The organism is Salinimicrobium catena (assembly GCF_900102915.1).
Classification (GTDB): Bacteria; Bacteroidota; Bacteroidia; order Flavobacteriales; family Flavobacteriaceae; genus Salinimicrobium; species Salinimicrobium catena.
Map to the genome: position 1 here is coordinate 365332 of NZ_FNGG01000002.1, position 16122 is coordinate 381453.

General features: G+C 37.4%; 14 protein-coding genes and 2 pseudogenes. All 16 read left to right on the forward strand.

What is annotated here, in order from left to right; all coding sequences use genetic code 11:
* Positions 1 to 8 precede the first annotated feature (8 nt).
* The 16 genes and pseudogenes from cysC to BLS64_RS06260 all read left to right on the forward strand — a co-directional run bounded on the left by cysC (position 9) and on the right by BLS64_RS06260 (position 16104).
* Positions 9 to 605 (forward strand): adenylyl-sulfate kinase, encoded by a 597-nt coding sequence (cysC, locus tag BLS64_RS06190; RefSeq protein ID WP_093112640.1) that lies wholly within the window; start codon positions 9 to 11, stop codon positions 603 to 605.
* The gene (gene cysD, locus BLS64_RS06195) at positions 598 to 1503 is read left to right on the forward strand and encodes a sulfate adenylyltransferase subunit CysD (protein WP_093112641.1); all 906 of its coding nucleotides are present in this window, start codon (positions 598 to 600) and stop codon (positions 1501 to 1503) included. The genes cysC and cysD overlap by 8 nt, the downstream gene beginning before the upstream one ends.
* Before the next feature lie 50 nt (positions 1504 to 1553).
* The gene (locus BLS64_RS06200) at positions 1554 to 2810 is read left to right on the forward strand and encodes a sulfate adenylyltransferase subunit 1 (protein ID WP_093112642.1); all 1257 of its coding nucleotides are present in this window, start codon (positions 1554 to 1556) and stop codon (positions 2808 to 2810) included.
* A 150-nt stretch (positions 2811 to 2960) separates the two neighbouring features.
* A pseudogene (locus BLS64_RS15460) lies at positions 2961 to 3110 on the forward strand (hypothetical protein); the annotation flags it as partial.
* Positions 3111 to 3191: 81 nt separating this feature from the next.
* Positions 3192 to 3276 (forward strand): annotated as a pseudogene (locus BLS64_RS15465) (DapH/DapD/GlmU-related protein); the annotation flags it as partial.
* A gap of 893 nt (positions 3277 to 4169) precedes the next feature.
* Complete coding sequence (locus BLS64_RS06210; protein WP_093112644.1) at positions 4170 to 5606, forward strand: lipopolysaccharide biosynthesis protein; 1437 nt, start codon at positions 4170 to 4172, stop codon at positions 5604 to 5606.
* A gap of 1 nt (position 5607) precedes the next feature.
* Positions 5608 to 6948 carry a hypothetical protein gene (locus BLS64_RS06215; RefSeq protein WP_093112645.1) on the forward strand — a complete coding sequence of 447 codons (1341 nt, stop codon included), beginning with the start codon at positions 5608 to 5610 and terminating at the stop codon, positions 6946 to 6948.
* Positions 6945 to 7841: a glycosyltransferase family 2 protein gene (locus tag BLS64_RS06220; protein ID WP_093112646.1), complete on the forward strand. Its 897-nt coding sequence runs from the start codon at positions 6945 to 6947 to the stop codon at positions 7839 to 7841. Before BLS64_RS06215 ends, BLS64_RS06220 begins: the two co-directional genes overlap by 4 nt.
* Positions 7842 to 7850: 9 nt before the next feature.
* Positions 7851 to 8666: a polysaccharide deacetylase family protein gene (locus BLS64_RS06225; protein ID WP_093112647.1), complete on the forward strand. Its 816-nt coding sequence runs from the start codon at positions 7851 to 7853 to the stop codon at positions 8664 to 8666.
* On the forward strand, positions 8663 to 9523 hold the full coding sequence (locus BLS64_RS06230; protein WP_093112648.1) for a sulfotransferase family protein: 861 nt from the start codon (positions 8663 to 8665) through the stop codon (positions 9521 to 9523). Before BLS64_RS06225 ends, BLS64_RS06230 begins: the two co-directional genes overlap by 4 nt.
* Positions 9523 to 10668, forward strand: a complete 1146-nt coding sequence (locus BLS64_RS06235) for a glycosyltransferase family 4 protein (RefSeq protein ID WP_093112649.1) — start codon at positions 9523 to 9525, stop codon at positions 10666 to 10668. The genes BLS64_RS06230 and BLS64_RS06235 overlap by 1 nt, the downstream gene beginning before the upstream one ends.
* A 79-nt stretch (positions 10669 to 10747) precedes the next feature.
* Positions 10748 to 11623, forward strand: coding sequence for a GNAT family N-acetyltransferase (locus BLS64_RS06240; protein ID WP_093112650.1), 876 nt, complete (start codon positions 10748 to 10750; stop codon positions 11621 to 11623).
* Between the two features lie 2 nt (positions 11624 to 11625).
* Positions 11626 to 12726 carry a glycosyltransferase gene (locus tag BLS64_RS06245; protein ID WP_093112651.1) on the forward strand — a complete coding sequence of 367 codons (1101 nt, stop codon included), beginning with the start codon at positions 11626 to 11628 and terminating at the stop codon, positions 12724 to 12726.
* A gap of 64 nt (positions 12727 to 12790) precedes the next feature.
* A complete protein-coding gene (locus tag BLS64_RS06250) occupies positions 12791 to 13939 on the forward strand; it encodes a glycosyltransferase (protein ID WP_093112652.1) in 1149 nt (382 codons plus the stop codon).
* 11 nt (positions 13940 to 13950) lie between these two features.
* Entirely contained in the window at positions 13951 to 14892 is a 942-nt protein-coding gene (locus BLS64_RS06255) for a GNAT family N-acetyltransferase (protein WP_093112653.1), read from the forward strand.
* A 96-nt stretch (positions 14893 to 14988) separates the two neighbouring features.
* Entirely contained in the window at positions 14989 to 16104 is a 1116-nt protein-coding gene (locus tag BLS64_RS06260; RefSeq protein WP_245693382.1) for a hypothetical protein, read from the forward strand.
* Positions 16105 to 16122: the final 18 nt, after the last annotated feature.

Here is a 16122-nt window from a genome sequence, read left to right on the forward strand (position 1 = left end):
ATAAAAATTTGAAGAATATCATTAAACATACCTACCATGTATCCAGGGAAGACCGGAACAGCCAAAACGGGCATAACTCTTTTGTGATCTGGTTTACAGGATTGTCAGGTTCAGGAAAGTCAACTATTGCCAATCAACTGGAAAAAAAACTTTTTGATCTCGGGGTTAAAACCTATTCCCTGGATGGGGATAATATTAGAAGTGGATTGAACAAAGGTTTGTCGTTCACCGAGGAAGACAGGACAGAGAATAACAGAAGGATCGCCGAGGTTGCCAAACTTTTTATGGATGCCGGGCTGGTAACTATAACAGCCTTTATTTCTCCTCTTGCAGAAGACCGGGAGAAGGCGAAGGAAGTAATTGGAGATGAGGATTTTATCGAAGTATTCGTAAATACCCCGCTGGAAGTTTGTGAAGAAAGGGATGTAAAAGGCCTGTATAAAAAGGCAAGGCAGGGGGAAATCAAAAATTTCACGGGAATTTCTTCGCCTTATGAAGCCCCCGTAAATCCTGATATTGAAATTAAAACTGAAAATGAAAGTATCGAGGAATCGGTGGAAAGGATTTTTCAGGTTCTAAAAGGAAAACTAGCATACAATGAGTAAATATTTTTTGAACTATCTAGATGAGCTGGAGTCTGAAGCGATCTATATCCTTAGAGAAGTTTGGGCTCAATTTGAAAATCCGGTCATTTTGTTTTCGGGTGGGAAGGATTCCATTTTGGTCACTCATCTGGCTAAAAAAGCATTCTATCCGGCGAAGATCCCCTTTGCCCTGATGCATGTGGATACCGGACATAACTTTCCTGAAACCATTAAGTTCAGGGATGATCTTATTAAAGAATTAGGAGTAAAACTTATTGTAGGATCTGTTCAGGAGTCTATTGACAACGGAAGAGTATCCGAGGAAAAAGGAAAAAATGCGACAAGAAATGCTCTGCAGATAACCACCTTGCTTGATGCGATAGAAGAAAACAAGATTGATTGCGCCATTGGTGGGGGAAGAAGAGATGAAGAAAAGGCCAGGGCCAAAGAACGCTTCTTTTCACATCGAAATGATTTTGGGGAATGGGATCCCAAAAATCAGCGGCCTGAGCTGTGGAACCTTCTTAACGGGAAACACTTTGAAGGAGAGCATTTTCGGGCATTTCCTATCAGTAACTGGACAGAAATGGATGTCTGGAACTATATTAAAAGAGAAAACATTCAAATTCCATCCCTGTACTTTGCTCACGAAAGAGAAGTGGTGTGGAGAAACAATTCCTGGATTCCTACTTCAGAATTTCTGAATTTAGAAGAAGGAGAGGAGATCCATAAGAAGAAGATCCGTTTTAGAACTTTAGGAGATATTACTATCACCGGCGGAATTGAATCTGATGCAGATACTCTTGGGAAGATAGTTGAGGAGGTATCGGCAATGAGAAAAACCGAAAGAGGGGATCGTTCAGATGATAAACGTTCCGAAACTGCAATGGAAGACCGAAAAAAACAAGGGTACTTCTAAAATCCTATTTCTATCAGACTTTTATTATACAAGAATAGCATACAATCACCATGGAAATAAATAACAACCAACTCTTAAGATTCACAACTGCAGGTAGTGTAGATGATGGAAAAAGCACCCTTATCGGAAGGCTTTTATACGATTCGAAATCCATTTTTGAAGATCAACTGGACTCCGTAACGGCAACCAGTGCCAAAAAAGGGCACGATGGTGTGGACCTGGCCCTGTTTACTGATGGCCTTAGAGATGAAAGAGAGCAAGGGATCACTATAGATGTTGCTTACAGGTACTTTACCACCCCAAAAAGAAAGTTCATCATAGCCGATACTCCCGGGCATATTCAATACACCAGGAACATGGTGACCGGAGCATCTACGGCCAATGCCGCCGTGATTCTCATAGATGCCCGTCACGGAGTTATTGAACAGACCAAGAGACACTCATTCATAGCCTCTTTGTTGAACATTCCACACCTGATTGTGTGCATCAATAAAATGGACCTGGTTGATTATTCTGAAGATGTATATAATGATATCATTGGGCAGTTCGAGGAATTCTCCTCTAAACTGTTAGTGAAAGACGTTAGGTTTATACCTATTAGTGCCTTAAATGGAGACAATGTGGTCAACCGGTCAGTGAATATGGACTGGTACCAGGGAGGTACTTTACTGAACATTCTGGAAACCCTGCACATAAGCAGTGATATCAATAAAATTGATGCCCGTTTCCCCGTGCAGACGGTATTAAGGCCTCAAAGTGAGAAGCATAGGGATTATCGCGGATACGCGGGTAGGGTCGCTAGTGGAATTTACAGACTTGGTGATGAAGTTGCGGTCCTGCCATCTGGCTTTACTTCTAAAATTCGTTCAATAAATGCCGGAGAGACTGAAGTGCAGGAAGCCTTTGCACCCATGTCTGTAGCGATCACTTTAGACGATGATATTGATGTTAGCAGGGGAGATATGATCGTGAAAACAAATAATCAGCCGGAGAGTTCACAGGAATTTGATATAATGTTATGCTGGTTGAACAATGAGCCTGCCAAACCTCGAGCCAAATACACGATCATGCATACCTCTAACGAACAGAGAGCGATGATCAAGGACGTGGTTTACAAGGTTGATATCAACACCTATAATCGAATTACCGATGACAAGGATCTCAGCATGAATGATATTGGTCGCGTCAAGATTCGATGTACCCGTCCTTTAATGACCGATGCTTACCGGGACAATAGAAATACGGGAAGTATAATTTTAATTGATGAAAATACCAATGAAACCGTGGCGGCGGGGATGATTGTGTGATCATTTCAAAGGTAATCGATCAAAAATTAGCTCCATTTGAAAGGTATAATTAATAAAGGTTTGTTTTTTCTCTATGAGACTTATAAAAATAGACAAAGGTCTTTGGAGAAAAAATATGTCTATAAAAAATATCAAAAATCCATTGGTTACATGGGGAAGGAAGTATTTTTCAATGGGCTGATTAACCTTATTTTTCCTGAAGGCCTATCTTTAGGGAATAACGTTCACATTGGGAAAAATGCTCATTTTGACTGCAGAGGTGGAGTTGTTATTGGTGATCATACCCATATAAGTAGGAATGTTACGATTTATTCAACTAATCATGATTACGAGGGTGACTTAATTCCTTACAACAGTGACCTTATTTGCAACAGTGTAATTATTGGAAAAGGGGTGTGGATAGGTATGAATGTTTCCATTTTACCTGGAGTTAAAATAGGTGATGGGGCTATAATTGCAATGGGATCTGTCATTTCAAAAGATGTACCTGCTGGTAAGATTGCAGTTTCTAACCAGCAAAGATTAGTTGCTGAAAGAAATATAGATTCCTTTGATCAAAAATTAAAAACAACAAAAGTTGGCGGTAGATCTGGGTATCCGGTCAGCTCCAATTGGGTTTCTGAAAAATGTACTATTCAAGAAAAATATGAATCAACACCACAAAATGTGATATTCATATTTTCTACAAGCAGCTATAAAAGTTTAAAATTTGTTAGCAGCGCTGATAAGGTTGAATTTACCAAAGAAATTTTTTCGACCCAGTTGAGTACTTTGTGTGTTCAATATCTAAGAGGATTGATAACAAAATTAGAAGCGGAAGATGATTTAAGGAAACTTTACTCCAGTATTTCTGTTGCCAACCGGAATGAAAAATTCATTGAGTTTCACTCCACTTCAATTCCATTATTATCCTTGTTTTTAGAAGTGTTCCCAGATGCCAAGTTTGTTTGGTTTGTTGAGCATCCCCGATTAGTGAATGAGAGTTACCCAAAAATTCATAATGAGTACTTAAGTAGGGCTACCGTCTATGAAAGCTATTGTGAAATCAATGGTTTGGAGAAAAGTGAAATTGAAAATTCGAATAAATCAGTTGAGGAATTACGATTTTGGAAAAGGTGGAATTCGATAATTTATGGTTCATTTCAACAAATTCCACCATCGCATAAATTCCTATTAAAATCATCTCAAAATTCAGATTTAAAAGAATTCGGGAAATTTTTACAGCTCGACATTAAAATATCTGGACCTGATTTTTATAGAAAAGAATCACAATTTGACGGAGATAACACTATGGATTTAAAAGAATATAATCAGGCCTATGATCAATTTGTAGCTTCAGAAAAATTGTCTTCTTAAAACATGAATGTTGGAAAAGCTATATTGTCTGGTGTTTTTTGGAATGTACTTCAAGAAGTTATTTCCAGATCAGCTGGATTTTTTATAAAATTACTTCTTGCCAGACTTCTTTTTCCAGAGGACTTTGGTCTTATTGGTATGGCAACTGTTTTTATTTCTTTCATTCAGGTGTTTAATGATATAGGAATGAATGCGGCATTAGTTCAAAGAAAAGAGGAATTACTGGATGATAAGCATTATTATACCTCGTTTTGGACTGGGATTATTTGGTCTGGGGTTATTTATGCATTGATCTACTTTTTAATTGCCCCATTGATAGTAGATTTCTATAATGAACATAAACTCTTGGCAATAGTCAGGGTATTGAGTCTGAGTATTTTGTTTAGTCCACTAGTTTCCATTCAAAGGGCTATTCTTACTAAGCGTTTTGATTTTAAAAAACTCTCCTTCATAAGTTTTAGTACAAGCATTGCAGCAGGGATTGTAGCAATAATTTTAGCCTTCTTAGGCTATGGTGTGTGGGCTTTGGTTTTTAATGTCGTAACTCCCGTAATTTTAAGCATTCCACTTTATTTTATGGCCACTTCTTTTATTCCAAAGTTTATATGGGATAAAAAAGCATTTCAAGACATTTTTGGTTTTGGAGTATTTACTACCGGTTCGTCTTTATTAATTAAAGTGACGAGCCAGATGGATTATTTGTTAGTGGGAAAGTTGGTAGGAAAAATCTCTTTAGGGGTTTACACTTTTGCATTTATAGTAACCGAAATGATACGGGCTCAGATTATAAATGTTTTCACTAAAGTTATGTATCCTATTTTTAGTAAGGATCAGGATAATACGGAAAAGCTGAAATATTACTATTTGGAATTACTTAAAGTGATTTCTTTGGTAATAATCCCACCAATGCTGTTACTAATTTATTTTACTACAGGTTTATTAACTTTTTTGTTTGGGCATAAATGGGATGCAGCTATACCGATCGTTAAAATATTTGCATGGGCTGTAATTATTCATATGCCTCTAGTTTCCATTACGGCGATGATCAGGGGGTCGGGAAAGCCAAAAACAGAACTTAATTTTCAATTTATTAGAGCTTTAGTCTTTTATCTTCCTTTAATTTTTATTGGAACTTACTATTATGGTATAATGGGAACCGCCTGGGCACACTTAATTGCCAAAGTTTTAACGGTGATATTTGGAATCTATTTATTGAATAAATTGTTCGGAATAACTCCCATGGAAATACTGAAGGAAGTCAAAAGTTCATTATTGATAGGTTTAATTCCATTTGCCATCTTTTACATTTTCAATGTTCCATTTTCCTGGTATTTTGAATTGATTATCTACTTGGTGGTTCTAGGTGCTGCCTACATGTTATTTGCAAAAAATACTATAGAAAGGTATATAAAGTTGTTTAGATCCTATTTAAAAAAATAAAATGTTGATACAGAAGATTAATTTTATACTGACCAAAATATTCCTGCTAATTTTTGAGCCAACCAGGGTAGGGTATTTTAAATACCTTTTCTTCAAAAATGTTCAAAAGACTGGCGAAGGAGTAAAGATAACCGGTAAAATCAAAGTTATTAATAATGCTGGTTTAACCGTAGGCGGTAATGTATATTTTGGAGAAGACGTTGAAATGAGATGCCATGGAGGAGTTATAATCGGAAATGATGTTATAATTGAGGATGATTGTAGAATTATTTCAAGTTACCCTGTGGTTCGCAATAACTATGACCCCACTTTTATTTCAGAACTACCCGGGTCAATTATCATAGGCGATAATGTATTAATAGGTAAAGGAAGTATAATCAGGTCAGAAGTTGAAATTCCTTCCAACACGGTCATCCCACCTTATTCATTTATCGGTACTCCTGCAGATTTGTCACGAACTACTGCAACTGCTCAAAATTTTCACGGAGCAAAAAGGCAAGAGTATGATCGAGTATCAGTAATCGAAAAATACGAGGAATTCCCAGATGAAGTCGTTTTTGTGTTTTCTACAGGAAGATCAGGCTCTAACGCCATTGAAACTCTGGCGAATAAAAATCCTCGGATCAATGCTTTCCATGAACCTTTTTATGCTCAGATAAAGATCTTAGCTTTTAATTATTCTGCAGGTTTTATTTCTGAAGAAGAAGCAAAGAACAATTTGATCAAAATATATTTGTCTGCACCAATCTCCCAAAGGAAGAAGATTTACTTAGAATCAGATCAAAAGCTTGTTCCTTTTATTAAGATAATTTCCTCACTTTTCCCAAAGGCTAAATTTATATGGCTTATTAGAAGTCCTGGTAGCTTCTTGAAAAGTGCAAAGGCACGAGGGTGGTTTTTAAATGACTATCCTACGGTCTTAAATAATCAGGTCTTAATAACTCCAGAGATGATGTCTGACGCCTGTAGGTTAACTGGAGATTTTACTGATGAATTTACGAAAGAAGAATGGCTGTCTTTAAGTCATGATGATAAAATTCTATGGTATTGGTTTTATTGGAATAAATTAATTGAACACCAATTGAGATCTGTTTCGAATAAAAAATATCTTTTAAAGTTAGAAGATATCAATACCAATGCAAAATCTTTTTTTGAATTCGTTAGTAACGAATTTAACTCCGATTGGAAACCTGAGGTCACGAATAAGGTAAAAAAGAAACATCAAAAAAAATATTCCAGTGTCACCAATAACAAAGTCAACTATTATGATCTTGAAAAATTAAAGGACTATTATTCCAGTTTGGATGAAAATATTTTCTCACTAGAAAGAATAAATGAATGATTGATTTAATATCTGTTATAATCCCTACCTATAATAGACATCATATAATTCTTGATGCCATAAAGAGTGTAGAAAACCAAACTTATAAAAACTGGGAGTTGATCGTTGTTGACGATTGTTCAACCGATCAAACTCAGGAATTACTTGAGGGAAGAAAAGGTTTAAAATTCATTAAATTACCAGAAAACAAAGGGAATGCAGGAGCCAGAAATGAAGGGGTGAAGAATGCAAGTGGTAAATATATTGTGTTTCTCGATAGTGATGACCAAATGGAAGTGAATTGTCTTGAATTGTTTTCTGAATTATTAAAAAACAAGCCTGAGACCAAATTCGCATTTGGAGGTTATTATATATTAAATAAAGAAACCGGAACCAAGAATAAAAAAATGTGGAAACCCGATCCGTCCAAAAGTTTCCTTCGAGAACTAAAAATAGGTACCGGTTGTGGTTTATTAGTTCAAAAGGAGTGTTTTGAAAAAATAGGATTTTTTGATGAGAGGTTAAGAGTGGCTGTAGATACGGATTGGCTTATAAGATTGGAAAAAGAGTTTTCATATGAGGTAATTGATGAATGTTTGGTCACTGTTGTTAAACACCAAGGCGAACGAGTAAGAAATGATAAAAGTAAGCTTCTAAAATCGTATGAAATTATTCTAGAAAAGAATAAAAAGGATATTTATTCCGATCCTTCTATTTTATTTAAATTCTTATATAAGCTACAATGGTTAAATTATCAGTCTGGTAATTTAGGAAATGGAAATAAGTTTTTGTTGAGACAATTGAAGCATGGTGTTTTTAAATTAAAAGCTTTTTATTCCTTTATACTGTATAATTTTTTACCTACAAATATTGCCCGGAACATTCATAATAAATTAAGTGGTTCCACAATATAAATCCCTACAATGAAAGTTTTAGTCTACCATAAAATCCATGATAAAACTCAGTTTGAGAAGCAGATTAAGTTTCTCAAACGCAGCTATAATATTATAGACCCTACTTGCCTTGAGGATCACCTTTGCCACGGAAAATCTTTACCAGAGAATTCCTTGATGATAACTTTTGATGACGGGGACTCTACATTATATAAAAATGCATTTCCGGTCTTAAAACGAGAAAATATTCCGGCTATCATATTTGTAATTACAAATTTAATCGGAACCAATGAACCTTTCTGGTGGGATGAGTTGGAATACCTGTTAGGGGAAGAAGAAGGGAACAATAAGGTCTGGGAAGTCAAAACCTGGCCCAATAAGAAAAGAGTCCAATATCTCCAGGAATTAAGATCAAAATCAAATAAAGAGCAATATAAATATCCTCAACTTTCTATTCAGGAGTTAAAGGAGATGCAACATGCGAACATACTTATTGCTAATCACACCCATACTCACCCAATGCTGGATAAATGTGAGGAAGATGAATTGGAAGAAGAACTTTTTAATTCTACTGAAAAGCTGAAGGAGCGAAATTTTAATTATCAGTATTTCGCCTATCCAAACGGGAATTATTCAGAAAGGGCTGAGAAAAAGTTAGTTCAGCATGGTATAAAATATTCCTTTTTATTTGACCACAAGATCAATACCGGTAAACTTAATCCGTTGCGTATTTCCAGGCTAAAAGTGAATGATAATACTCCAATTTGGAAATTAAAATTCATCTTAAGTGGATGGCATAGCAGAGTACTGCCGGTAACGAGAACTTTAGGTAAATTAAGAAGATGACTAAAAAGGATTTCCTGCATAAAGTAACCGCACGGTATAAATATAACCCGGTATGGGCAGGGATTCTGAATTTATCTGGTACTGGTCTGGCCAATAAGAATTGGATTTTTATTACAGGCTGTTATAATTCGGGTACCACTTTACTGGATCAAATTTTGGCAACCCATCCTCAAATTAGTGGTTTGCCAGATGAAGGGGTGATGTTAACCAATCAACTGGTAAGGCCTGAAGATTTTGGCTGGAGAAGAATGTGGGCCCAATGCGAAAAGGAAATGGAGGGGGCGCCTAGAAATAGGCATAAGGATCCAAAATTAATTAAAAGACATTGGTCTCACTTTTATGACTGCAAAAAGCCCTTCCTACTGGAAAAATCCATTTCCAATATGACCCGCTTAAAATTCTTTCAGGAAAACTTTAAACCTGCATGGTTCATCCATATTGTAAGAAACGGTTATGCCGTTGCCGAAGGGATATACAGAAAGGCGAGGATTATGAAAGGAAATCCGTATTTCGGAAGTCGGGAACGTTATCCTATTCAAGATTGTGCCGGACAGTGGGTCAGATCATTGGAAGTTTTTAATGACGTTAAAAATGATTTACCCAATGTGATCGAAATAAAATATGAAGATCTAACTTCTAACCCAAATCAGGTGATCAATGAAGTTCTTGGAATATTGAGACTGGATGGCTTTTCAGCAGATTATTTTCAAAAGTCCTTTTCGATACACGAAAAGGAAAGCACCATCACGAATATGAATCAATCTAGTTTTGATCGCTTGACCAGATCTCAGATAAAAATGATAAATGAAGTGGCCGGTGCATATTTAAAAGAATATGATTACAAAATATTTAACTGATGAAAATACTTTACATTCAGGATAGTTTAGGAGCGGGAGGAGCAGAAAGGTCGAATGCCGAGTTGTGGTATTACCTTAGAAAAAAAGGTGTTAGACTTAAAATTGCAGTGCTGGAACACAGAACCAGTGGAGTTGAAAAAGAGATCCTAGATAAAGGATTTGACGTCGTCTTTCTAAAGAAAGGTTCTTTTTGGAGTCATGTGACTCAGGTCAAACAGATTATAGAAGATTTCCAACCAGATATAGTTCATTCAGTTCTTTTTAAGGCTGCTTTGCGAACCAGGTTCGCTAAACTGAAAACGAAATTCATCAATATAGAAAGTCTGGTAAATTGTACATATGATAAAATCAGGTACAAAGATCCAAAAGTGAATGCCAGGCTTTTAAAAGTTTACGAGTTTGTAGATAGATATACAGCTAAATTCGGGGTAGATCATTTTGTCGCCATCACAAAAGAAGTAAAAAGCCACTATGAAAAACACCTTATGATCAAACCGACTAAAATTTCTGTAATTTACAGGGGCAGGAAGAAAAATAATTTCATCACGCAGAAAGCTAAGCTAAGATCTCGAGTGGTCAAGGAACTCAATTTAAACCCAAATGGCCCTATTTTTATTCATGTTGGACGTCAGGAATTTCAGAAAGCTCATTTGGATATATTAAAGGCTATAAAAATTGTTGACCGGGAACTATCAGATTCCAATGCTCAATTTTTATTTTGTGGGAGAAAAGGAAACTCTACTAAAGAGATCGAGAATTTTCTGACTACCAATGATCTTAAAACCACAATTAAATTTTTGGGGCACCGTAATGATATTTATGAGTTACTGGTCGCTGCAGATATCTTTGTCTTTCCTTCATTGTTTGAAGGGCTTGGGGGATCATTAATAGAGGCTCAGGCGGCAGGATTGCCTTTAATTTGTTCAGATATCCCTGTCTTTCAGGAGGTGGTTACGAAAGATAATGCGGTATTTCATCAAACCAATGATCCCACTGCTTTAAGTACACAGCTTACAGGAATTTTAAATAGAGATCTTATTAAAATGGGTGAAAAAAGCCTTGAAAATTATGAGAAGAATTTTAGGTTGGAAGGGGTGAATCAGCAAATGCTTGAACTTTACCATTCCATACCCCATTCAACCTAAGAAAAAAATGGTGCCTACCTGAAAGAAATATGCTCTAAAGAGCACCCCAACTACATTAACTAACTTAACCATTTGAACCGTGAAAGAAGAAATACTAATTAAACCTTTAAATTACACCGAAGAAGAATTAGTTCAAATTGTTGAATTAATTAGATCCAACCTTGATCCTGAATTTACTACTGAATTCTTTAAATGGAAACACCTGGAAAACCCCTTTGGAAAATCCTATGGACTGGTTGCCTGGTCTGGAAATACGATAGTGGGTTTAAGGGTTTTCATGTTCTGGGAATTTATTAGGAATGGAAAAATTCTAAGAAGCATTCGCCCGGTAGATACCGTGGTAGACTCCAATTACAGGGGCAGGGGCCTCTTTAAAAAACTTACCTTACAGGGATTGGAGAACTGCAAGGGGCAATATGATTTTATTTTTAATACCCCTAACAATAATAGTCTTCCGGGCTATTTGAAAATGGGCTGGGAAAAATCTCCTAATAGTTCGACTTTCCGTGTTGGAGTGATCAATCCTTTTCAGACCAAACCTCATTTGTTAAGGAAAGAACTCGATACCTTACCTGTTTTAAACGATTCAGGTGAAGCTTTGGAAACCAATAAAACCAAAAACTATTTGAAATGGAGATATGTTGACCCTAAATATAAAATTTACACTTTTGATAAAGGTGTAATCGTTTTTTCGATCACTAGAATAAAAGGAATCAAAAGTTTTATAGTTTATGAATTGCTGGGTGAGAAAGAGTATTTCAATGACTTACTTTTAGTGGTAGCAAGAAGGTTTAACGCCTATTTGGTTTATTACTATAACTCAAAAGATTTGCATGATCTAAGACTGCTTACTTCGTTTGAAAGAAAGGAGGCAGTGGTCGTGCTTAAAGAAAATGAAGAAGTTTCAGCTGATCAGTTGAATTTTTCTATGGGTGATCTTGAAGGTACACTATAATTATGAAAATCCTCCACCTCATACAAAAACCTCAAAACAGAGGAGCAGAAACATTTGCATGCCAATTGGCAAATCATCAACTCACGCAAGGTCATGAAGTGAAGTTGGTCTCGATCTTTTCAGGCGAAGCCGAACTGCCCTGGAAAGGAGAGATATCTTCTTTAAGGGCCAGTGTAAAAAATCGCTTTCTGGATTTTCCTGCCTGGAAAAGGCTTAACAGAATTGTTCGCGAATTTCAGCCTGACGTGATCCAGACCAATGCAGGAGATACTTTAAAGTATGCTGTTTTTTCAAAGTTAATATTCAGATGGAACGTTCCCGTAGTTTTCAGGAATGCCAGTGAAGTGGGCCGTTATCTGAATTCCAAATTTCAAAAACAATTTAATCGGTTTCTCTACAAACATGTGGATTGGGTGATTTCTGTTTCCCAGGCTTCAAAAAAAGATCTGGTTAACCATTTTCCCTTTTTACAATCTCGATCCCAAGTCATTCCTATTGGTCTTGAAGAAAAATCATATATTAAAGCTATTGATTTACGCTCAAAGGGGAACCATCATGTAGTGCATGTTGGTGGTTTCAGTTTTGAAAAAAATCATGAAGGTCTAATAAACATTTTTCAGAAAGTGTTATCGACAGTTTCCGGTGCTCATTTACATTTAGTGGGGGATGGGCCTCTACGGTCTAAAATAGAAGATCTGGTAAGAGCGATGAACTTAGAGAATAGAGTGACTTTTTATGGGTTCGTTAATAATCCCCTGGACTTTATCAAATCCGCCGATGTACTGGTGTTACCCAGTATAATTGAAGGCTTGCCCGGCGTTTTACTGGAAGCAATGTACTGCAAAACCCCTTTAGTGGCATATGATGTTGGTGGAATATCTGAAATTGTCTCCGAAAGAACCGGTTCTTTGGTAGAAAAAGATGACGAAGATTCATTTTCACAAAGGATTGAGGAGAACCTTTTGAACCCAGACTTGGCAAGAATTGAGTCTGCTTATGCGCAGGTGTGTAGCCATTATATGAACAAAGAAATCTCCCGAAAGTTTTCTGAAGCCTACCAAAGAATTGTATCGAAGCAGAGATTAATACGCCAATCCTCTTAAAGTTATTTTAAAATCTTGGCTGGGCTGGCATTTACCCTAACTTTGTTAAAATAAAGTCCCATAAATGCCAAAAATTAAAGTCCTCCACATTATCAAATCCCTCGGTCGCGGGGGTGCCGAAATGTTGTTGCCCGAAACCCTTCAGCTTCACGACAGGGAAAAATACGAATTCCATTATATTTATTTTCTGCCATGGAAGGATCAAATGGTCAGTAGAATACAGGAAGAAGGCGGAAAAGTCACCTGCTTCCGGGCTAAAGATAATATCCGGCTTATCCTTCAATATAAAAAGGTGATCAATTACTGCCGGGAACATGGGATCGAACTCATCCACTGCCATTTACCCTGGGCAGGATTTGTAGGCAGACTGGTGCATCAAAAGACCGGTATTCCTGTATTATATACAGAGCATAACATGCAGGAACGGTACCATATAGCGACCAAGACCATTAATAAGTTCACTTTCAATTCCCAGAACCTGGCCATTGGGGTTTCTGACGATGTTACCAATTCCATTAGAAAAAATATACACCCACGTATTCCTGTGGAAACCGTGCTTAATGGGGTGAATACAACGAGCTTTGTGCGGAAAGGGAATTCAGAAATAAGAAAAGAATTTAGTATTCCTGAAGATGCAATTGTAATTGGAAATGTCGCCGTTTTTAGATTTCAGAAAAGACTGGTGGAATGGCTTCGGGTCTTTGAGGAGATACAGAAGCGAAATCCCAAAGTTTATGGGATCATTGTGGGAGCAGGGCCTCTGGAAGATGAGATCAAGACCGAACTGAAACGTTTGAAGCTCGAGAAGAAGGTATTCCTTCCGGGGCTTCAGACTGAGGTGAGACCTTATTTTGAAGCCATGGATATTTTTATGATGAGTTCCCAGTTCGAAGGTCTTCCCATCGCATTACTCGAAGCTATGAGCATGGAATGCGCTGTGGTGGCTACAGATGCCGGAGGTATCAAAGAAGTGATAAGAAATGAAAAAGATGGTCTCACCTGTCCGGTGGAAAACTGGCAAAATTTAGTTGACCGTTGTGAATTGCTCATCAATGATCAGCACCAACTGGAAAGGTATAAAAGCGCTGCCAGAAAAAGGGTGGTAGAGTCTTTTAGTCTGAAAAAGATGGTTGAGGAACTGGAGGAGTATTATGCGGTTCATACCAAGACAATTTCAACAAAAAACAAATCTTATCCTTTAAGTAAAGTCTAATTCACGAAATCATGGAGATCAAAGAAGGTACAGAACAGGATATACCTGCAATTTTAGAAGTGCTAAGGGCAAGTCTGGGAGAGACTTCTTCTCAAAAGACCGAAGAGGTCTGGAGGTTTAAGCATGTAAATAACCCTTTTGGAAAATCTTTGGTGCTATTAGCCGTTGAGGATGGAAAGGTGATTGGAGTGAGGGCTTTTATGCGCTGGAAATGGCAGCGGGGAGAAGAAACGTTTTCTGCGTTTCGAGCAGTAGATACCGCAACCCATCCGGACCACCAGGGGAAAGGAGTTTTTAAAAAACTTACTTTAAAGGCGCTAGAAATAGGAAAGGAAAGAGGGGACCATTTTGTTTTTAATACACCTAACACCCAAAGTAAACCGGGATACCTTAAGATGGGATGGAAAGAGGTGGATAAGCTTAAAACTTCCTTACGACCTGTAAATCCTTTTTTCTGGAAATCCACGAATGGGATTTCCGCCTATCCCAAAACCTGGAATGATAATAATGGATTTGATTTCCTGAACGATCATAAGGAAAAACTTGTCAATAAAGGAGAACTCTTTACTCCTAAAGATACCGCTTACCTAAAATGGAGGTACGCCAAAAACCCGCTACAGGACTACCATGTTTTGGCCACCTCCAACCTTTTTTTGGCGGCATATGTAAAAAAGCAGGGGAAATTCAAGGAACTTCGAGTCTCTGAAGTCATTAAGTCTCCAAAGATATCTAACGCTGTACTTAAAAAAGAAATAAAAAGCTGGGCCCGTAAATACGGAGTGCATTTCATTAGTTTCAGTCCCATTAGTGACGTGAAATTTTTGACTGCCGTTTCTGGAAAATTTGGTCCCGTGCTTACCTTTCGAAATATAGAAGTTTCCGAAGCGACAGAAAATGAATTTTTAAACATTGATTCCTGGGCTTATAGCCTTGGTGATTTAGAGTTGTTTTAGATGATAGGAGCACTGGTGTTATTGGTTTTTTTGTTCCTTATCACTCAATCCATTTTTAATGGTTTTGAGAGGAAACACCGTTTCTTCTCAAAAAAGATGATGAATATCCTCTTTTTCTACCACCTGTTCTTTGCGGGAGTTTATTACACCTATGCGCTGTTCAATCCTTCAGATTCTAAAAAATACTTTGAACGGCCTACCTGGTATGGAAGCTGGGAATATTACTGGGGTACAAGTACCACCTTTATCGATTTTTTAACCTGGCCCTTCATTAATGTCTTTGGCTTTAGTTACGAAATGATGATGTTGTTGTTTTCCTGGCTTGGGTACCTGGGTTTTGTATATGCCTATTTGTTTTTCAGGGAAAATATCCCAATTAAGATCAAGGTGTTTAACGTTGACTTGTTGGTATTGCTCTTGTTCTTACCAAACATGCATTTTTGGACTGCTTCCCTGGGGAAAGGTGCGCCTATTTTTTTGGGGTTAATGATGTATGCCTATGCCATAGCCAGACCTAAATCCAGATGGATCACCCTGGCGCTTGGTTCCTTTTTGATCTATTTTATTCGTCCCCACGTATTTCTATTTGTTGCAGTTGGAACAGTACTTGGATATATGACCGGAAGCGAGAAGATATCTTTTTGGAGAAAGGTGATGATCTATGGAGTCATGATAGGCGGACTGCTCCTGGCAAAAGATACCATCCTGGAAATGGCAGGCCTTTCCGGTTCTGAAGATCTTGTTGAAGGCTTTGAGGATTTTTCAGAAGATAGGGCGAAGGAGTTGAGTAAGTCTTCTTCAGGAGTGGACATGGCCTCATATCCCTTGCCTCTTAAACTGTTCACTTTCTGGTTTAGGCCATTGTTCTTCGATGCCCCGGGATTCCTGGGGTTGATCGTTTCCGTAGAGAACCTGGTTTACCTTTTATTGTTCTTTAAGATCCTGAAAAAGGACTTTATACGATTTCTTCGGAATTCTCCTATTAGTGTAAAAATGAGCCTTACGGTTTTCTTTCTCTCCTCGTTAGCCATGACCTTTGTAATGTCGAATTTGGGGATTATCATGCGGCAGAAGTCCATGGTAATGTATTTCCTGTTCTTTGTGATCTTTTATTACCTGGCGCAGAAGAAATACACGCGGATCATGAAACTCCGGAAAAAGAAAAAAGCGAGGGAAGAGGCACTGAGAAAAGCACAGGCCGAAGCGGTTTAATAATCAAATTTCAGTAAC